Below are 21566 nucleotides of genomic sequence, written 5' to 3'. Positions count from 1 at the left end.
TCACTAAGCTTTTATTTTTTCTAAATACAAATGATTTAAAAATTGACTGATCAATTCTTTTGAGCCTGAATTAAATAATTCCATATTGACGGAACTTTCTACAATCGCTGCACTGATCGCCCCTAATATATCTTGCGTTTTTTTACTTAATGGATCGGGACCCAGCATCATCAACACACGTTTCATCTGAAGATTCTTCTTATCCATAGCCTGAATTTGGAAGGGATGCGATAATTCAAAAATAGCAAAATAAGGTTTCAGGACCGCTTCATCAATACAATGAAACAACGCCATATTGGTGCTAGGCAATCCAATAGGTGCTAGTACCATTCGTTTGACTAATTTTTCTTTTACCTCTCTAGTATTTGATACGATCTCCCCTTCAAGCCTCTGGCACATTAAGGTTAGAGAATCCTCTATATTTGAGGGATTATTGATAAGAATCAAATCAAAATTCTCTAGAACAGTATTCACTTCAGACAATTTTTCGAAGAAATCTTTAAAATCATTCTCTTCTGCATGATTATGGGAATACAATTGGTCTTGCATTTCCTTTTTATTTTTCTTCTCTGCTAATATTTGTCGGGTGTACAACTTGATACTCTTCACCTCATCATCCATTAGAAGAGGCGTGACCACTTTATACTCCGTCTCAAAACCTTGAAGAAATACTGTCGAAAGAATCAAATCGTATTCTTCGTAATGCACATTGCTCAATTGCGAGATTTGGGAAATTTCGATCTCTGTAATTTCAGGAATGTGCTTCTTCAACCGGCTTTCCAAGATTTTGGCTGTGCCAACCCCGCTTGAGCAAATAACAAGTACGGACAACGATTGAGTACGTGGATTTCGTTCATAAGCAGACGCAAAATGGATAACGATATAGACTACTTCATTCGACAAAAATTTCGTACTTGGAAAAATGGTTTTTAAATTGTTTTGTACCGAAAAACTGATTTCTTCATACTCCTCAAAAATCTTATTGAGCAACGGATTATTGCTTTCTGGCATAGGAGCTTGTGCTCTATTTAATGCTGCAGATACGTGCTGCAGCAAATCCTGATATAGAGTCTCATCCAGATAAAAATCCCAACCCAGATCTTTTGAAACCAGCCGAATCAATTCACGAACTTTATACCCTAGATTGACATCAAAATCTTCATAAAATTCATTTTTTAGAGGAATGTTCAGCCCCTGAATCTGCAGAGCTAAAAACTCCTTTTCTTCTATGGGTAAGGTTTCCAAATGATAAACCAATTGGATATTTTCCATAATTTTGGTTGCCATCATTTGACTTTTTTTACTATGGGCTATCGTCTTTGGTGTATTTAATTGAATCTCATCCAGCAACAGCCCCAGTTTCATTCGTGTAATAGAAATACACAATAGAATGACCAAACGTTGAAATTGAGTATCCGTCACTTCTTCGGTATTGAATCCCGCTATCTCTTTCAATGCCTTATAAGCATATTCAAGATCTTCAGGATTTAATTCATCCAGAAAAGGGTTATGAATGTTTTTCCACCGTTCTTGTTTTAATTGATTGCTTCGATCAAACAATTGAAAAAAATCGTATTCGTTGATTTCACTGGTAATCAGCCCGCTGATGATCAAACGCCGGTTACTTTCAGAAGCTTCAGCTATGATTCCTTTTGCTTTTCGCCTGTTGATTCTAATTTGGTACTCGTTAAATACTTCTTCAATAGAGACTAAATCTGACTGAATCGTTCCCACGCTGACATTTAAATCGATGGCAAGAGACTCCATTTTGACCTCTTCTTTTTCCATCAATAATGTGATGATCAATTTGCTTTGCCTTTGTTGGACTGACAGTTCTTCTAGGGGAGAGCTGACTTGTTCTTTTAGTTTTTCTAAAAAAACATCTTTCCCGATCAGACGATACCCTTTCGTATCTCGAGTCAACTTTATTTGGAACTGAGCTAACGCACTTTCCATACTGGAAATGACTCTATAAGTGGTACGATTGCTGACAGATAATTGTTCACTCAAATAATCGATCGTCACACCATTTGGTTGTTCCAAAAATATATTTACCAATTTCTTTTCTCGATTAGATAGATACAATTTCCTCCTCCTCTCTGGAAAAAAATTTCTCATTAAATCAATAAACAGGAAAGCAGTGTAAGATAAATTACACCACTTTCCTTATTAAATTTTTATGAATGGTTCAATTATTGTTCTTTCAAACGATTCACAACTTCATCGTACTTAGGACTGCTTAAGAAGTTATCTACAGACACATGAGTTGCCCCAGGAGTTTTCTGAGAAGCTCGGTCCGTTAATTCTTCTTGTGTAATAACCAGTAACCCTTCTTCATCTTGCAAGTTGCTGATAGAAGAATTTGTAACAGGAATGTCTAATCCCGCTTCTTTGACTTTTTTACGCATTAGAGAAGCTCCCATTGCACTTGAACCCATTCCTGCATCACAAGCAAAAATAATTTTAGACACTGCTGAATCACTCACGTTGCTCACTGAAGTTGTTACAGGAGCTGTAACAGATTGACCTTTTGATTGTGACTTAAGATTTTGAGATTCTTGAACTTTAGCGTCAAATTCTTCATCTGAATCTTTTACTTTAGTTGTTTTCAATATCAAAGCGGCTACTGCAAAGGAAACTATTGCACCTGCAAGCACCCCTAGAATAACGCCTATGTGACTGCCTCTAGCCGTCATCCCTAAAATTGCAAAGATTGAACCAGGAGATGCAGCTGCAACTAAGCCTGAACCCATGAGTACATTTGTAAAGGTACCAGCGATCCCACCAGCAATAACAGCTAAGAACAATAATGGATTCATCAATACGTATGGGAAGTAAATTTCATGAATCCCACCAACAAAATGAATAACTGATGCTCCAACAGCAGAAGATCTAGATGAACCTTTACCAAAAACCATGTACGCTGCTAAAATACCTAAACCAGGACCAGGATTAGCTTCTAATAAGAATAGAATCGATTTGCCTGCTTCGGCAGCTTGTTCAATACCCAATGGTGTCAAAATACCATGGTTGATAGCGTTATTTAAGAACAAAATTTTTGCTGGTTCAATAAAGATATTTGCTAATGGAAGCAAACCAGCATTCATGATCCACGCTACGCCTTGACCCATAATATCTGTCAAGGTTTGAACAAATGGTCCAACAATATAGAAGGCAATGACTGCCATGATAAAACCAATAATACCGCTTGAGAAGTTGTTGACCAACATTTCCAGTCCCGTTTTAATTTTGTCTCCAAAGACTTGATCAAATTTCTTGATTAAATAACCGCCTAATGGACCAAGAGCCATAGCTCCAATCAACATAGGTACTTCTGAACCCATGATGACACCAAATGTAGCGATCGTTCCGACTACTGCTCCACGTTGACCATATACGTTATACCCACCTTGATAAGCAATCAATGATGGCAATAAGAATTTCAACATTGGATCTACAATAGTGGCCAATTGTTCATTTGGTAGATAACCGTCTCCGATAAATAAGGCAGTAATAATCCCCCATGCAATAAAAGCGCCAATATTCGGCATCACCATCCCACTTAAAGCACTACCAAACTTTTGAACGGCCGACTTTCTTCCTGTATTTGACTTTGATACTGTTTGTTCCACGACATTTCCTCCTTTAAATAATATTCCTTTTCTCATGTAAAAGCTTACAATTTATTGAACACGTTTTCAATGCATCCTACTGTCAACTTTGTCACGCCCGTTTGTGTCAAGAGTATGTTTACTATATACGCTGACAGCACTACTGTTTTTAGAGTGCCTATTTGCCTCCGCGCATTTCGTATAGACCAATTTTTAAATAAAAATAAAACAATTCATTGACATCTTTTTGCTAGTGCTGTACTATTTAGTTGTTCTCGTTGCCAAGCGTTCCTGATATTGTCTATACCAATTAAATAAACTGATTAATATCGTACGTTTTACGAGCTGGTTGGCATCTACTACACGCAAGTTAAAAATTAAAAAATACCATAGAAAGTTGGAATAATGAATGTGCGGAATTGTAGGATATATCGGAAATAAAGATGCAAAAGAAATTTTGTTAAATGGTTTAGATACTTTAGAGTATCGCGGGTATGATTCAGCAGGAATCTACGTGATGGATAATCAAAAAACGGGTCATTTATTTAAAGAAAAAGGACGTATTGCTGCTTTACGAGATAAAGTGGATGAATCTGTTTCGGCTTTTTCAGGGATCGGCCACACTCGTTGGGCAACTCACGGAGTTCCAAGTGTAGACAACGCTCACCCGCATCAATCAAACAGTGGTCGTTTTTCTATCGTTCACAACGGTGTTATCGAAAACTTTACAGAAGTACGCGATGCTTACTTAACTAATGTTCCATTACACAGTGATACAGATACTGAGATCATCGTTCAATTGATTGCTTGGTTTGCTGAATCTGAAGGATTAGATACAATGGATGCTTTTAAAAAAGCTATCGTTACTTTAAAAGGTTCATATGCTTTAGCATTAGTAGATAACGAAAATCCAGATGTGATTTATGCAGCAAAAAACAAAAGCCCTTTACTATTAGGTACTGGTGATGGATTTAATGTGATTTGTAGTGATGCAATGGCTATGATTCGTGAAACGAATCAATTCATCGAGCTGATGGACGGTGAAGTAGCTACATTATCAAATGAAGGCATTCAGATCGAAGATTTATCTGGTGAAGTGATCGAACGCGATTCTTATACCGCACATTTAGACGCAAATGATTTAGGTAAAGGCACTTACCCATACTACATGGCGAAAGAAATCGACGAACAACCAGCTGTTATGCGGAAAATTGTCCAAAACTACCAAAATGAAGCCGGCAAATTAGAAATGGATTCTGAAATTTTGGAGGCTGTTTTAGCTAGTGACCGTATTTATATCGTGGCTTGTGGTACAAGTTACAATGCGGGATGGGCAGGAAAACAATTGCTTGAAAAAATGACTCAAATTCCTACAGAAGTGCATTTATCAAGCGAATTCGGCTACAATATGCCGTTATTAACTGAAAAACCATTCTTTATCTTCTTATCACAAAGTGGCGAAACGGCTGATAGTCGTCAAGTATTAGTCCAAGTAAACGAAATGGGTTACCCATCTCTAACACTTACTAACGTACCTGGCTCTACTCTTTCTCGCGAAGCACAATTTACATTATTGTTGCACGCTGGTCCAGAAATTGCTGTTGCTTCTACTAAAGCCTATACAGCGCAAATTGCGGTGCTATCTATTTTGGCTGAATTAGTGGCCAAAGCTAAGGGATTGCCTATCGAAATCGATATTGCTCACGAAATTGGGATCGTAGCCAATGCTATTGAATCCGTTATTGATGACAAAGAAATTTTTGAACAGCTTTCTTTAACTCATTTGAGTATCAGCCGTAATGCATTCTATATTGGACGCGGTGTTGATTACTACCTGGTTATGGAAGCTGCCTTAAAATTGAAAGAAGTTTCTTATGTTCAAACAGAAGGCTTTGCGGCCGGAGAATTGAAACATGGAACGATTGCTTTGATTGAAGAAGGCACTCCTGTTATTTCGATCATTACAGACGGAAAAACGGCTGGGCACACACGCGGAAATTCACATGAAGTTATTTCTCGTGGAGCTCACAGTATGATCATTGCTATGGAAGGCTTAGAACAAGCTGGCGATGCTTATGTATTACCAAAAGTTCATGAATTATTGACTCCTCTCGTGAGTGTCATCCCGACTCAATTGATTGCATACTACACTAGCTTGCACCGTGGTAATGATGTAGACAAACCAAGAAACTTGGCTAAGAGCGTTACCGTTGAATAATGTTTCGATAAAGCTTCTGCATAAACGATGAATATCGTCTATGTGGAAGCTTTTTCCTTAGTTTTATCTTCATCAAATCATATCATTAGCCAAATGTGTCGAAAATTTGTACAATGTAGTTGTATCAAATAACCAAGAAGAAATAAGGAGGAAATCAATAATGAGCAAATTTGTAGAAGGAAGTTATTTATCTATAGAAGAAGCACAAAAAGCAATTGACGTCTTAGTTTCTCGAGGGTATGCAGAAAATGATATTACATTAGTCACTAATTCATCTGTTAAAGATTCTATTTCAATGGACACAGATGTAGATGTGACCACGAATTATGATGGAGCAACAGATAACGATGACGACAAATCGATGTGGGATAAAATCAAAGATGTCTTTACTGTAGACACTTATGATGAAACTTCTTACGACTCTCCCGATTACAATCGTGATGACGATGTTTTATATAACTACAAAGAAGACATTGATAACGGAAATATCATTGTGCTAGTAGATGGTGACCCTAACATGGGTGCAGATAATGTAAATACTACTGACGCAGATACATTAGATACTTCAAGCCCTACCGCAGTACCGCCAGTAATTGATCCTACTCCATTGCCTGGAGAAGGTATTATGCCTGATCCTGCTTTAACTCCGGGAGATAATGTAGTGGCTGATCCGGATCCAGTTCCTGAGGTTGATCCAACTCTAACAGATCATTCAGTAGATGATACGGATAAAATCACTCTACAAGAAGAAAGATTAGACGTAGATACAAATGAAGTTCAAACTGGTGAAGTTAATATTAAGAAAAACGTTACTGAAGAAACAAAAACAGTAGAAGTACCTGTAAAACATGAGGAAGTAACGATTGAAAAACGACCTGTTACTGGTAATGAACCAGCTGACGGAGTCCTAGGTGATGAAGAAGAAATTACTATTCCTATTACAGAAGAACAAATTGAAGTAACGAAACGTCCAGTAGTTACAGATGAAGTTGTTGTAAACAAAGAAACTAAAGAAGAAACTAAAGAAGTATCTGAAACACTTCGTAAAGAAGATCTAGACGTCGATACTCAAGGTGATGTCACTGTTGATAATGATGATGACTTAAAAAGATCTTAAGCCGATTAGATGGTAAAGAAAAAGTAGGACGAATTCGTCCTACTTTTTTTCTGTTGATAAAAAAGCTCACCATACAAGTCAATCGCAAGATGATTTTGTATGATGAGTTTTTCTATTTATTTTCTTTTATCGCTTGGTTCTACTTGCACTTCAGTCGACTGTTTTTCTGTTCGAGTAATAGGAGCTTCAACAGGTTGATGCTGTGTACTCGTTTCCATACCTGAAGTGGAATGATTCGGTAAATGCCTATTCAGTTCATCCTCAAGACTATCTATTTGTTTCTTCAAACCTTCGATCTCAGCATTTTTTCTGATCAGCTCAGATTCTGATTCTCTTTTAGCTTGTACTACAGCCTCTTCTTTTGTCTTATCTGCTATTCTTACTTTGTCATCTTGATCTCTTAGCTTTTCGTCTTTTTCTTTTAGAGTCTCTTTGTTTTTTCTTTCTTTTGAAAGAGCCATCAGCCATGCTGCAACCAAACCTATCACCAAAAACCCTACCATGACAGCCCATAAAGGAACAGTCATTTCCGTAAATCCTAAGTTCAGTTGCAAAGTGGCATCAATGTTCAAGAAAATCAATGCTGCAGCCAATAAAAGCAATATGATACTTATAGCTAGTCCCATTTTTTTCCTCCTTCATTAATCATACTTAATGAATTCGATAAAAAGCCAACTTAATCTTGAGGATTTTGTACCGTTGCATCAGCTTCAGCTTTGCCTTGTTCAGCTTCATTCTTTACTTCTTCAGCTGTTTCTTTGGCAGTATCTTTAGCATCCTCTGCATCACTTTTTACTTGATCAGCAGTATCTTGCACTTGGCCTTTTACTTCTTCATAGCCGTCTTTTAGTGTTACACGAATATCATCTGAAGCATCTTTAGCTACTTGTTGTAAATCAGCACCTTTTTCTTTTGCCATATCCGCATATCCTTTGGCAGTCCCCATTGCTTCTTCTCTTTTTTTCATTAAATCTTTTCTTAACTCTTCTCCAGATTTCGGAGCAAATAACAATCCTAGAGCTGCCCCAATTGCTGCTCCTTTTAAAAACGCGCCTGCTTTTGTCATACGATTTCCTCTTTTCTATGAATTTTTAATTGCTTTATAAATTTATTATACGCTATTCTTTCATTTTGCTAAACAATAACGCCTGTAAAATTGTATTCATGTCAATTCAATCATTTTTAAAATAGAAAAAGCTTAGATCAGTACCACCAATACAGATCTAAGCTTTATTATTTTAATTGTTTAAGTTAGAGTCCAAATCCTTTGAAACCACTATCGCCTATTGCATTTTTAGCTGCATCCATCAGTTCTTGGCGTTCTTTTTCATTAATTTCCCCGTCTTCCTTAGCCCGTTGAAAATCTTTCATTAAATCACCAATCTGCGCTTTATCAACATTCTTAAGTTTTTGTTTCAAATCATCAAATTTTTGACTCATTCTATTTAGCCTCCTCAATGACTTTTACTATACTCTAAGAATAAGAAAAATCGAGTAAAATGGCAAATGATATGCTTGTAGTCTCTCATCGAAAGATGCTTTGAACTTATCTAACTGACAACTGATTATTTTTTATAACTTATATTAGCATCATATTTTTTTGATTGACTGATGATCATATCACTCATTAATTTTTCTGCTGAATCAAATAACCAAATCCGTTCTCTATCAGCAAACCTCCAGCTTGTTGTTTATCTATATTTTTCACTACTTTTTCACTTGGTTCACATCTAATTTTATTTTTAGGTCTCCTCTAGTTGTATCCTCTATTTTGTATTGGCTATACAAAAAACTTCATCTAGCAACTACTGTTTACAACCCACTCACCGGAACACTCAACTTCTCTACCATTACATCAAACCACAACTGATAACCATCGCCATTCGGATGGACATGATCATCCAGAATAGCCTCTACAGCTACATGCTCTTCTTCTAATTCTGTCTGCATCAATTGATAGATATCGATTAAAGGCCAATTTTGTTCGGTAATAAACGTAGCGATTTCTTTATTGTACTGATCATAAGTTATTTTCCCGTCTGCAAGGAGTACATCATTATAGATCGTAGGATTGGCTGTCGTGAAAATAACCAATGTATCCGGCAGTTCTCTAGTAAAAGCCTCCATGATCCACTGGATATCGGCTTTTGTTTGAACAAGAGTATTTTGCGGATAACGATTATTATTGATTAAACACAACTCAAAAATAATCATGTCTGGTTCTTCTTCAATAACCGGCACAATTTTGTTGTTTTGTATCAGGTCCGAAGTACTGTAGCCGCTATAGCCATGATTCTGCACATTCACGTTGATCTCGCTATAAGCATTCAAATGCTGTTCAAGCAATCTGCCCCATACAGGCTGGGTCTCAGTTGCCCCTAACCCCTTTGTCACACTGCTGCCTAAAACTACTACATTCATTATTCCATCTCTTTGGGATACGAACCTAGCTCGATCTAATATACTTTCTCGCTGATAAGCATCTGAATTGACATAATTAGCCGTCATTGCTGCTTGTTTCCGGTCATTCCGGCTCAGTATATAAATACTGACTACGAATCCTAGCACCAGTATCACAACTCCGACCATATACCATTTTTTTCTGCTCTTACTTAAACCCCTCATTCGTGAAGCTCCTTATATACTATTCAAGTACGTCCAAAAATTCTTTATCTGCAGTATAACACAGAATATCATTCTCAGCAGAATCAATCATTCAAAAAAAAGCTGACTCTTTATTTATAAAAGAGTCAGCTGTTCCATTGTTTTTTATGGTTCTATATCATTTGACATTGGTAAGTGAAAAAAAATTAATTCTAAACCGTTAAAAACTCATTCCTAGGATTTTTTGGAGGAATACGGGGTTGCTTATAGCCATGAAAGAGGATGCAATGGGAATTACTTAGCGTTAGGCTTTAGCCGTTACGCTAAGTTTGACGCTTGCAAGCCTTGAGACGCGTTTCCGGCTCAAGGCGTTCCCATGGCTCTCCATAAGCAACCCCGTAGACCGGAGAAAATTTCTTTACCAACGCTAGAAGATGAAGATCTTTTTTTATTTCTTCTTCGTGCTTTTACTTTCCAATTCTTTCCCTAATTCAATAATGTATTGAGCTAAATCGTCTTTGATTTGCGGGTGAGTTAGTCCATATTGAATGCTTGTCTGCATGAAGCCGAATTTATCCCCGACATCATATCGTTTTCCAGTAAAAACATGCGCAAAAACCCGTTGTGTCGTATTTAACTTATCAATCGCATCCGTTAATTGGATTTCGTCCCCAGCACCTGGTTCTTGATTTTCAAGTATAGTAAATATCTCTGGTGTTAATAAGTAACGTCCGATAATCGCTAAATTACTAGGAGCCTCTTCTGGTGCAGGTTTTTCAACAAATTGACGTACGTTATACAGCTTTTCGCTGATTTGACGTTCTGGATCAATGATGCCGTATTTAGAAGTATCTTCTTTAGGTATCTCCATTACAGCGATATTGGAAGCTTTATTTTTATTGTATTCATTGATCAATTGTTTCGTCAAGGGTTCTTTATCAATCATCAGATCATCCCCCAACATAACAACAAATGGTTCATCTCCAACAAAAGCTTTAGCATGCAACACTGCATCCCCTAAACCTTTAGGATAAGATTGACGAATGAAATGCAACTTGATTTTTGTCGTTTCTTCAACCAGCTTTAACAACTCAAGTTTATTTTTTTCTTTTAGATTTTCTTCCAATTCAATATTGGAATCAAAGTGGTCCTCAATCGAGCGTTTGCTTTTACCAGTCACCACTAAGATTTCTTCGATTCCTGATTGAATCGCTTCTTCCACAATAAATTGGATCGTTGGCTTGTCTACGATCGGCAGCATTTCTTTTGCCATCGCTTTTGTAGCAGGTAAAAATCTTGTCCCTAATCCTGCTGCAGGAATAACCGCTTTTCTTACTTTTTTCATTTCTTTCCTCCTAGATTACTTTTTTAAATGACTTATTCATTCATAAGACTCTCTACAAGTATACTAAATCCAAACACCTTTTCCTAGTATAATTGGTCTACTCACCAAGCCTAAAAACGCTGCTAGAATAATCCAAATAATTTACTTCGTTTGATTTTCATTGGAGTCGGAGGGACAATAACTTCTCCATTTACCAAATCCTTCGTGACTTGTTGATATTCTTCTACTTTATTCGGACCATATTCTTTTTCCAACTTCTCGAAGGCTGCTTTCATATGGAATGAACGTTTATTGATATTGTGCGCATCTGAAGCGATGAAATGTACGAGATTAGCCTCAATCAGCTTTTTGCTGACTTGTTGGATGTCTTTCCCGAATCCACCCGTATAACTTGCTGCTGTTAATTGAGCTAAGGCTCCTTTTTCGATAAACGGCATTAAAACATTCGGGTCTTTTAGTACGGCATGGTTCCGCTCAGGATGTACAATCACTGGTGTCACACCTGAACGCTGCAATTCAAAGAACAAGGTTTCTGTATATGCAGGAATCGACGGTGTGGGAAATTCAATCAGCACATATTGATTGCTTTCATCAATAAACTGAACATTTCCCATTTCAATATCTTCCATAAGTTCACCGGTGATGCGAACTTCTTGTCCCGGAAAGAGGGTCAACGGGATACCTCTTGCATCCAACTCTTCTTGTACTTCTTCTACTAAAGGCAAAATATCTGGTTTCTCATTATCCCAATGTCCATTCTTGTAATGAGGGGTAGCCAAAATGTGAGTGATCCCTTCTTCCACAGCTGTTCTTGCCATATCCATGGAATCTTCGATCGTTTTAGCTCCATCATCAATGCCAGGTAAAATATGGCAATGCAAATCAATCATGTAAAACACTCCTTCATTTTCTATCAGAACAAGGCGATTTCTCTTCTATTTATTATAGCGAACTTCTAACCACATGGCTAGTAGCGAATTGACAACGTAAAAAGTCCCCACCCATCAGTGAGGACTCATTCTATTTGATTTCTATTTAACTATTTTTCCATTTCCATTCTGTTACTTCCGGTATATCTTTACCTTCTTCACGAATGTAATCATGATGTTTTTGCAGCAACTCATCCATTTCTTTTGTAAAGCCATCTGAAGTCCAACCAAGACCAACTGAAGCGATGGATTTAGCTAATGTGAAACGGTCCATTTTATTTAATACACGCATATCAAACGGAGTGGTGACTTCTCCATTTTCGCGATAGCCATGTACCGTCAAATTACGATTGTGCCGATCGAAAAACATATCTCGAATCAATCCCTCGTAACCGTGATAAGCAAAAACAATTGGAGTATCTTTGGTAAAATACCCATCAAAGTCTTTATCACTTAGCCCATGCGCCGCTTTACGTTGACTACGTAAAATGAGCAGATCCACCACATTAATAAAGCGGATTTTTAATTTAGGGAAATGTTCCCGTAAAATGGAGACTGCTGCTAAAGCTTCTAAATTTGATTCTGTACCAGCAGCTGCCACTACTACATCCGGCTCGCCATCTTTATCACTACTAGCCCAGTCGATGACTTTCAGACCTTTGTCTGCTAATTCTTCAGCTTCTTCCATACTATAAAATTGTGGACGAGGGTGTTTGCTGGAAACGATTAAATTGATTTTTTGCTCTGATTGAAATACTTTATCCATGACAGCAAGCAATGAGTTTGCATCCGCTGGCAAATATTCTCGAATAAATTCAGCTTTCTTTTCCGCTAAATGGGTGAGAATTCCAGGATCTTGATGTGTATAGCCATTATGATCTTGCTGAAAAACGGTTGAGGAAGCCATGATATTTAAAGAAGAATATTTTTTGCGCCATGGGAGTTCATTAGCCTTACGCAGCCATTTGAAATGCTGTGTCAGCATCGAATCAACAACACGTAAGAACCCTTCATAGCTGACAAAAAATCCATGCCTGCCGGTTAAAACATATCCTTCTAACCAACCTTCTGCTTGATTTTCGGATAATTGAGAATCAATGACTCTTCCAGTTGCAGATTGAAATTCATCTTGTGGTTCTTTGATCGACTCCATCCACTGGCGATTAGTAACTTCAAATACACGATTCAACCGATTAGATTTCATTTCATCTGTACTAAATACTCGGAAATTAGAAGGATTTTTTGTCACGATATCCCGTACAAAACTTCCAAACTCCGTCATATCTTGCGCATCTTCAGATCCCGGTTCCTGAATGTCCAGCACATAATTCCGCCAGTCGGGTAATTGTAACGATTGAGGGTCAATTCCTCCATTGGCGATAGGATTCATAGCCATTCGGCGTTCTCTTTTTGGAGCTATTTCTTTAATTTTTGGAACCAAAGCTCCATTTTCATCAAATAACTCTTCAGGACGATACGATTTGAGCCAGTCGACTAACGCATCCATGTGCTCAGTATCTTCTTGGTCTACAGGTATAGGGATTTGGTGGGAACGAAATGACCCTTCAATAGGTTCTGCATCCCATTCTACAGGACCAGTCCATCCTTTAGGGGTACGCACGATCAACACAGGCCATTTAGGCATTTTAGCTTCTTCAGCACTATTTTCACGAGCGGTATCTTGAATCGTTTGTATTTTTTCAACCACTAAATCCAGTTTTTCTGCCATTTGAGAATGAACCTTTTCTGCATCAGTACCTTCTACAAAAATAGGATCCCAATCCATTCCTTCAAAATAAGCTGTCAGCTCTTCATCTGTTTTCCTGGAAAGAATCGTTGGATTGGCAATCTTATATTCATTCAAATGCAGTATAGGCAATACTGCTCCATCCGTTACAGGGTTAATAAATACATTCGAAAACCACGAAGTAGCTAAAGCTCCCGTTTCTGCTTCACCATCTCCGATCGTAACTGCTGCAATAACATCTGGATTATCTAGAATCGATCCTACCGCATGCGACATCGAATATCCCAATTCTCCACCTTCGTGAATAGATCCAGGTGTTTCTGGAGCCGCATGTGACCCCACCCCTCCTGGGAAAGAAAATTGTTTAAACAACTTCTGCATACCGATCTCATCTTCTGTGATGTCGGAATAGATTTCTGTATAACTGCCATCTAGATAGGCATTGGAAATCATCACTTGACCTCCATGTCCTGGTCCTTCAATAAAGAACATGTTTAAATCATATTTATTGATGACACGATTCAAATGAGCATAAATCATATTTTGTCCGGGAATCGTTCCCCAGTGGCCGATTGGATTAGCTTTTAAATCGTTTGCTTTTAAAGGACGCTTTAACAGAGGATTATCTTTCAAATACAATTGCCCTACAGAAAGATAGTTCGCTGCTCGCCACCAAGCATCTACTTTATTCAAATACTCTTTTGAAGAATAATCTGCTGAATTCGTCATAGTAAAGGCTCCTTTTCTTTTTTCTATGCCCTTACTATAACGTTTTTACTTCTCTAGATACAATTAATTGAAACGATAGCAAACAAAAAAAAGCCTCGGTAGAGTAGATATACCCCACCAAAGCTGTTTAATTCAATCCTAACATGTCCACTACTTTATCTTGTTGGTTAGTGTAACGGTTCAGTCTTTCAAATGAAATCTTTCGGTCCGCTATGGCTTCCAGTTCCATAATATCCAAAGACCCTAAATCGCTCTCTTTGATAGAGAGAGCTACATGATTATTTGTTAAGCACTGAATATTGTGTGAATCTTCCAGAACACTCTCCCGCTCAATCAACACCAATTTTTTATTCGCCGTAATGGCTTCAGAAATCGTTCCCCATCCTGCTTTAGCGATCACTATATCACTAGCTGCCAGATAATTGTGTGTATCTAATGTATCAACCGGCAATTTCACTACATGATCACTTCCAGTAACGGTTACTCCGCTAGTCGTAAAAATTGTTCCGCTGTAATTTTCAACGTGGATATTATCTATGGTCACTGCTTTCCCACAAGAAATAAAAATACTAGATCCATAATATTGCTTAAGGTCGCTGATTTTTCTCCAATCTAACTCACGAGCCACAAAACCAATCTTCTTTTTAGGAACTGTAATGCTTTCCATCGGGAGTGCCAATGAATATTCAATAAACTCGTCAAAATAGGCATAAGCAGTTTTGAATTGATCAATAATATCTTGTTTTAAATAGAAGTATTCGTATTGTTCAACCCAAGTGAAGTTCGATAACCCAATCGTACGCACGTTTAATTTATTCCCGACCAGTGCGCCAATAGGACTGATATCACTGATTACGCATTCTACTGTCCGTGTTTTTAAATGATCTACTTCTTTTGCAACAATATCTTCCCATTTTGCTACAAAATCGATTAACTGCCGTTCAGTTTCTCTAGCATCTACCACTAAACTGTTATCAGCTGTCACTAGACCAACATCCGTTTGAAAATCCTTAAACTGCATCCGTTCTTTATAGTCTGCTAGATAACTTCTGGCAAAATCATTTTGGTATTTACCACAGACTAAATAAACGTAGTAATCTGTTTTTTCCATTACTTCTTCGATAACTGCTAAACTTCTCGTCATATGTCCAAATCCATGAGAGGATACATAAAAAACTACCCAACTTTGAGTCATTAAACCCCTCCAACATTCCATTTTTCGCAAAGAAAAGACTAATTTGCATTTGCTACACAAATTAGTCTAGTCAACCTTAATTATTGTGGTATAAATCTCTTGTATAAATTTTGTCTTCCACATCAGCTAATTCTTCAGTAACACGGTTTGTCACGATCACATCAGATATCTTTTTAAATTCTTCCAAGTCATTCACAACTCTTGAATGATAAAATTCAGCTTCTTTTAATACAGGTTCATAAACCACTACTTCAATTCCTTTAGCTTTAATCCGTTTCATAATTCCTTGAATCGAAGAAGCTCTAAAATTATCCGAATTTGTTTTCATCGTTAAGCGGTAAATCCCGACTACTTTAGGATCTTTAGCCACTACTTGTGAAGCTAAGAAATCTTTACGCGTTCTGTTCGCATCCACGATAGCACCAATGATATTATTTGGCACATCTTCATAGTTGGCCAATAATTGTTTGGTGTCTTTTGGCAAGCAGTAGCCGCCGTAACCAAATGAAGGATTGTTGTAGTGATCTCCAATACGTGGATCTAAGCCTACACCATTAATAATTGATTTAGTATCTAACCCTCTGACTTCAGCATACGTATCCAATTCATTAAAGTAAGCTACGCGTAGAGCTAAATAAGTATTTGAAAATAATTTCACCGCTTCAGCTTCTGTAGACTCCATGAATAAAACATCGATATCTTCTTTAATAGCTCCTTGAACCATTAAATCAGCAAAGGCTTTTGCTTTCTCCGTTTTAGCTCCTACAATGATTCTTGAAGGATACAAGTTATCATACAAAGCATTTCCTTCTCTTAAGAATTCAGGAGAAAAAACAACACTTTGCGTATGGTACTTTTCATTGATTTCTTTTGTATATCCGACAGGAATCGTTGATTTGATGATCATAGTCGCATTTGGCGCATATTCTAAGACATCTTCAATCACTACTTCCACTGCAGAAGTATCAAAATAATTTTTTTTATCATCATAGTTTGTTGGTGCAGCGATCACAACTAATTCTGTTTCTTCGTATGCAAATTTTTTATCTGTTGTAGCCGTTAGATCCAACTCTTTAGTCATTAAGTATTCTTCGATCTCTTTATCCACGATAGGAGATTTTTTTTGGTTGATCAATTCTACTTTTTCAGAAACGATTTCTAACGCACGTACCCGATTGTGTTGCGCCAATAAAACAGCGTTAGATAAACCAACATATCCCAATCCTACTACAGTAATATTCATATTCATATGCACTTCCTCTTTAGTTATCTCTTCAATAATAATCTAATGGTAGCAAAAAAACACTCACAAAACAATCCTTTTTGAAAATTGTTAGAATAACGTAAAAAGTCCATGAACTCAATCATGGACTTTTCTGTTACTCAATTTCAAGTTGTGTTTTAAGTGTCTCTGAGACAGTTGCTAATTCATTGTCATCAATGATTGCATAATAGATTCCGTCGATTTTTGTTCCAGCACCTTGCAATTGAATTTGCTCTACATTCGAAGCAGCACCTCTATAATCATTGAAGATAGAGACCATGTTATCAAAAGTAAGGTTTGTCTGCATATTGTTTTCCAGAGTGCCTAAAACTCCCTGGTAGTTCATGATAGTAGATAACGAAGCTACTTTACTCATTGCAGCTACAATAATTTGTCTTTGACGAGCTTGGCGACCGTAGTCTCCATTCGGATCATCGTAACGCATACGAGAATAAGCTAGGGCTGCATTTCCATCTAAGGTAGTTGTTTGACCTTCAACGAATGTATGTCCATCATAGTCAAACGACAAAGCAGGTGTAACTTGTACTCCGCCTAAAGTATCTACGATATCTTTTACCCCCTGCATATTGACTTCGACATAGTAGTCAATAGGTACATCCAGTAAGTTTTGTACTGTGTTCATAGACATAGATACACCACCAAATGCATACGCGTGATTAATTTTATCCATAGTACCTCGGCCAATAATTTCCGTATATGTATCTCTCGGTATACTTACGATAGATGTTTGATTGGTATTAGGATTCACTGTCATCACCATCATAGTGTCTGATCTGCCTTGTTCTGTTCGACCTAGATCACCGGTATCCACTCCTAATAACAAGATAGAAAACGGTTCTTTATTTCCGACTTCAACCGGATCTTCTCGAAGCTCATTTTTGTCAACGTCTTGATAAATTTCGTCTGTGGTACTTGTTACATCACTATAAACCTTCCACACAAATATACCAGCTGCTATAAGCAACACTAAAAAGATGATTCCGATAGAACAACCTAATTTTTTCATAAACGAAGGTTTCTTTTTCCCGCTTTTTTTATTTCGTATTTCTGATCTTGATTGTGACATTTCTTCACCTTTTCCTTGGCAATCTTATTAAATTGCCACAATAATTGACGATACTTTTCTATATTATTGTACCAATAGAAAAAAAAATTGCAATTGTATTTTTAATACAATTGCAATAAAAAATATGACTACGTATTTTTTACACATTTTGTTCTAATTGCTTAATGATTTCTTATCTACCCATCCAAAAGTTACTCCATCTAAAGAAATTAAAGCATATGCTCCTTTTTCTTTTACTACTTTAATTTGTCTTCCGATATAATCTGTCGTTTTTGCAATAGTTTTATATCCTCTAGTTCCCCAAGGTTTTGTATCAACTGAATAACCAGAACTTGAAATAGTAGCGCTATATGAAACTGGTTTAGATGATGAAACGTTAGTATCAACTGTATACGATTGGAGAGCTTTTTTATCTACCCAACCTAATACTTTACCATTCGATTCAACTAATGCATAAGCTCCTTTTTCTTTGGTTACGCTAACTGGGATACCTTTGTAATCAGTAGTTTTAGCAATAGTCTGATATCCTGTAGTTCCCCATGGTTTCGTATCAACTGAGTATCCTGATTTCAGAATAGCATTGTAAGAAACTGTTTTAGATGATGAAACATTAGTATCAACTGTATATGTTTGAACAGCTTTTTTATCTACCCATCCTAATAGTTCCCCATTAATAGAGATGAGTACATAGTTTCCATTATTAGTTTTTCTAATAACTTTAACTTCAGCGCCTACATAATCATTAGTTTTAGCAATTGTCTGATATCCAGCCGTTCCCCATGGCATGGTATCGATTGAGTAAGAAGTACTACCAATTGTAGCGTTATAAGAAACAGCTTGAGTTGAGGCTACGTTCGTTACAACTTCAAAAGTTCTTAGTGATTTTTTATCTACCCATCCTAGTAACTCTCCGTCATAAGAAATTAATACATAATTCTTATTATTAGTTTCTTTCACTACTTGAATTGTTCTTCCTAAATAATCCGAAGTACTGCTAAGTGTATGGTATCCACTTGTTCCCCATGGTTTTGTATCAACAGAAAATCCTGTTTTGCTTATAACTGCATTGTATAAAGTATCATGAGAAGAAGAAATATCTGTTTCAACATCATAAAACGCAATAGCTTTACTATCGATCCAGCCCAGCAACTCACCATTTAATGAAATTAATGAATAAGAACCGTTTTTAGCTTCTTTAACTACATCTACTTCTTGTCCAATATAATCAGTAGACTTAGCTATCGTTCTATAACCGGAAGTTCCCCAAGGTAAAGTATCTATTGAATAACCAGTTTTAGAAATCTCTGCCTTATAATCAACGGGTACAGAAGAATCCACATCTTTTATTTCTGAAGAAATTTCTAAAGCTTTTTTGTCTACCCATCCTAATACAGTTCCATTATATGAAATCAAAGCATACTTACTATTAGTTGTTTCTTTTATAACACGCACGCTAGAACCTAAATAAGTGTTTGTCTTATCTACCATTTGATAGCCGGGAGTTCCCCAAGGTTTTGTATCTATGGTATAGCCACTCAAAGAAACTAAAGCATCATACGAAACATTAATAGTATTTTCCACATCTGAATCTACGATTTTTGTATCGTATTGAGTTAAATTATATTGCTCTATATAATTGTTCACTTTGATATTATATTTTGTATCTGTTGCATATGTTCCAGTAAGATACTTAGTGGCATCTTGATAAGAATTTGTGTTTATTACCCATGCTCCAGAATAAAAATTAGAATTACTAGATAATCCGCCTCTAAGTAAATCAGCGTAATCCATCATTGATTCATAGTAAGAAGGATAGTCTCTAAAATTAGCTGTTATGTTAGAAATATTCCCATTAAGGTCTTCCCAAGTTCCCATAGGTACAGATTCACCATTATACGTTCCTTTGATTCCAAACAAATTATAGTAAGGAGGTAATGACAATAAACTTTTACCAAAATTACTTTCATGCGCTGCTTGCGAAATCATTACTGAAGCATATAGTTGTGGTTTACCATAAGCATTTGCTATTTCTACAGCGAAAGGAGCTATAAAATCTATAAATTCTTGATTGGTTTTAAAAGGACGAGGTTGTGCTTGATTATTCCCTTTATTATCTTCTAGATATTTGTTGTATGCCTCTTTAGTTACATTAATTTTCTGTCCTACACTAATTAAGTTTGCATTTTTTATTTGAGGATTCCACTGTAATACTTGACTTAAGGAAAGGTTAAAGGAATTTGCTATAGCTCCAAGTGAATCTCCAGACTGAACAGTATAAACTCCATTTATAGCAGATCGTGTAGAAACTGTGCTAGCTAGTGAAAAAGTTGACATTGTAGCCATTTTAGCTTTTGGTGCTTCTGCTTCGGGAGCAGCTTCTTTAACAGGTGTTTCTGCTGTTTTTTCTACTTTTGGAGTAGCTTCTTCAACAGGTGTCTCTTCTGGTTCTTCTACTTCTGGAGTAGCTTCTTCAACAGGTGTCTCTTCTGGTTCTTCTACTTCTGGAGTGGCTTCTTCAACAGGTGTCTCTTCTGGTTCTTCTACTTCTGGAGTGGCTTCTTCAACAGGTGTCTCTTCTGGTTCTTCTACTTCTGGAGTAGCTTCTTCAACAGGTGTCTCTTCTGGTTCTTCTACTTCTGGAACAGTTTCTTCAACAGGTCTCTCTACTGGTTCTTCTACTTCTGGAGTAGCTTCTTCAACAGGTGTTTCTACTGGTTCTTCTACTTCTGGAAAAGTTTCTTCTTTTAATTCAACATTTTCATTACTATTTGAATTTTCTAAATTTGATCCATTTTTAATTATCTCTAATTCTTGGAAATATTCAATAAATTGTAGCGTAGCTGCATATGTAATTTCCGAATTTTCTTTTATGAAAGCCTGTATAGTTGAATCATCAGTAAAATCTTTAATTTCCATTTCAAAATAGCCGTTTTCGTTCGCTTGACTTACATATTTGGTAATATCATTAATTACAAGCGTTACTTCACTATTATCTAAAGTATTGCCAGTTAAACTATATGTTTTTTCGTCAATCCTTGTAATTTTAACCTGACCAATTAAATCTTGAACCTCTTCCTTATTTTCATCGTCCATATTATAGGCTACTAATTCTTCAATAATAATTGAGTTATTCACTACTTCAATATTAATATTGCTACTATGCTCTATATTATTTGTTTCAACAGCATAAATGACATCTTGGTTGGTTGCTAATGACAGTAATATTCCACTTGACAAAGTAATAAACAGTTTTTTCTTATTATTATTTTTCAACTAACAATCCTCCATAACTAATTATAAAAGTAACACTGTTTAAGTATACCATACTGTTTATATTTAAAAAAAACAAACAACATTCTTCACTTATAAAAAGCCTATAAGATTCAAAATTTATTAACATTTGAATCTTATGAATATTGCATTCAAATAGAGCCATCTGTGCGGAAAAGTGAGCCAGTGGTTGCGGGGAATAGAGCCAGCTATTGCGGGTATGAGACCCACTCAAACTATATAGCTAAATAAAAAAAGAAACCTTCTGTATAATAATATTGCATGCCTAAAGGCATGACACTATATACAGGAGGTTTTTTTATGGTAAGCGCAAAATGAAACGGTATATAGATATAACAAATAACCCTTGCTACAATAGTTTTGTATTACAGTAAGGGTTATTTGCAGCTTTCTTGAACTTCTTTACTCCATGGTAATAGATTTTGAAGT

15 protein-coding genes are annotated in these 21566 nt (G+C 36.5%); 2 read left to right on the top strand and 13 right to left on the bottom strand.

Going from position 1 to position 21566, the window contains the following annotated elements; genetic code table 11:
- Positions 1-3: 3 nt before the first annotated feature.
- Entirely contained in the window at positions 4-2085 is a 2082-nt protein-coding gene (locus ACEN36_RS08820) for a BglG family transcription antiterminator (RefSeq protein ID WP_407096919.1), read from the bottom strand.
- Positions 2086-2192: 107 nt separating this feature from the next.
- Positions 2193-3632 carry a PTS mannitol transporter subunit IICB gene (locus ACEN36_RS08815; protein WP_407096918.1) on the bottom strand — a complete coding sequence of 480 codons (1440 nt, stop codon included), beginning with the start codon at positions 3630-3632 and terminating at the stop codon, positions 2193-2195.
- 388 nt (positions 3633-4020) lie between these two features.
- Here ACEN36_RS08815 and glmS point away from each other — a divergent pair, with 388 nt between their 5' ends.
- Both glmS and ACEN36_RS08805 read left to right on the top strand, forming a co-directional pair.
- Positions 4021-5829 (top strand): glutamine--fructose-6-phosphate transaminase (isomerizing), encoded by a 1809-nt coding sequence (gene glmS, locus ACEN36_RS08810; protein ID WP_407126397.1) that lies wholly within the window; start codon positions 4021-4023, stop codon positions 5827-5829.
- A gap of 160 nt (positions 5830-5989) precedes the next feature.
- The gene (locus tag ACEN36_RS08805; RefSeq protein ID WP_407096916.1) at positions 5990-6946 is read left to right on the top strand and encodes a YsnF/AvaK domain-containing protein; all 957 of its coding nucleotides are present in this window, start codon (positions 5990-5992) and stop codon (positions 6944-6946) included.
- A 116-nt stretch (positions 6947-7062) separates the two neighbouring features.
- Here ACEN36_RS08805 and ACEN36_RS08800 read toward each other — a convergent pair whose 3' ends face one another.
- The 11 genes from ACEN36_RS08800 to ACEN36_RS08750 form a co-directional block, all read right to left on the bottom strand.
- Positions 7063-7572: a lipopolysaccharide assembly protein LapA domain-containing protein gene (locus ACEN36_RS08800; RefSeq protein ID WP_407126396.1), complete on the bottom strand. Its 510-nt coding sequence runs from the start codon at positions 7570-7572 to the stop codon at positions 7063-7065.
- Between the two features lie 50 nt (positions 7573-7622).
- Positions 7623-8012 (bottom strand): YtxH domain-containing protein, encoded by a 390-nt coding sequence (locus ACEN36_RS08795; RefSeq protein WP_407096914.1) that lies wholly within the window; start codon positions 8010-8012, stop codon positions 7623-7625.
- 185 nt (positions 8013-8197) lie between these two features.
- Positions 8198-8386: a hypothetical protein gene (locus ACEN36_RS08790; protein WP_407096913.1), complete on the bottom strand. Its 189-nt coding sequence runs from the start codon at positions 8384-8386 to the stop codon at positions 8198-8200.
- A 372-nt stretch (positions 8387-8758) separates the two neighbouring features.
- Positions 8759-9571, bottom strand: a complete 813-nt coding sequence (locus tag ACEN36_RS08785; RefSeq protein ID WP_407096912.1) for an SGNH/GDSL hydrolase family protein — start codon at positions 9569-9571, stop codon at positions 8759-8761.
- 427 nt (positions 9572-9998) lie between these two features.
- A complete protein-coding gene (gene galU / locus ACEN36_RS08780) occupies positions 9999-10895 on the bottom strand; it encodes a UTP--glucose-1-phosphate uridylyltransferase GalU (RefSeq protein ID WP_407096911.1) in 897 nt (298 codons plus the stop codon).
- A gap of 122 nt (positions 10896-11017) precedes the next feature.
- A complete protein-coding gene (locus tag ACEN36_RS08775; protein ID WP_407096910.1) occupies positions 11018-11785 on the bottom strand; it encodes a tyrosine-protein phosphatase in 768 nt (255 codons plus the stop codon).
- A 145-nt stretch (positions 11786-11930) separates the two neighbouring features.
- A complete protein-coding gene (locus ACEN36_RS08770; protein ID WP_407096909.1) occupies positions 11931-14300 on the bottom strand; it encodes a phosphoketolase in 2370 nt (789 codons plus the stop codon).
- Between the two features lie 127 nt (positions 14301-14427).
- Positions 14428-15495, bottom strand: coding sequence for a glycosyltransferase (locus ACEN36_RS08765; RefSeq protein WP_407126395.1), 1068 nt, complete (start codon positions 15493-15495; stop codon positions 14428-14430).
- Between the two features lie 76 nt (positions 15496-15571).
- Positions 15572-16738 carry a nucleotide sugar dehydrogenase gene (locus ACEN36_RS08760; RefSeq protein ID WP_407126411.1) on the bottom strand — a complete coding sequence of 389 codons (1167 nt, stop codon included), beginning with the start codon at positions 16736-16738 and terminating at the stop codon, positions 15572-15574.
- Positions 16739-16874: 136 nt separating this feature from the next.
- Complete coding sequence (locus tag ACEN36_RS08755; protein WP_407126394.1) at positions 16875-17846, bottom strand: LCP family protein; 972 nt, start codon at positions 17844-17846, stop codon at positions 16875-16877.
- A 153-nt stretch (positions 17847-17999) separates the two neighbouring features.
- A complete protein-coding gene (locus tag ACEN36_RS08750; protein WP_407126393.1) occupies positions 18000-21119 on the bottom strand; it encodes a GW dipeptide domain-containing protein in 3120 nt (1039 codons plus the stop codon).
- Positions 21120-21566: the final 447 nt, after the last annotated feature.

Source organism: Desemzia sp. FAM 23989 (assembly GCF_045528345.1).
In the GTDB taxonomy this organism is placed as follows: Bacteria; Bacillota; Bacilli; order Lactobacillales; family Carnobacteriaceae; genus Desemzia.
This window is presented reverse-complemented; position numbering and strand designations above follow the sequence as displayed.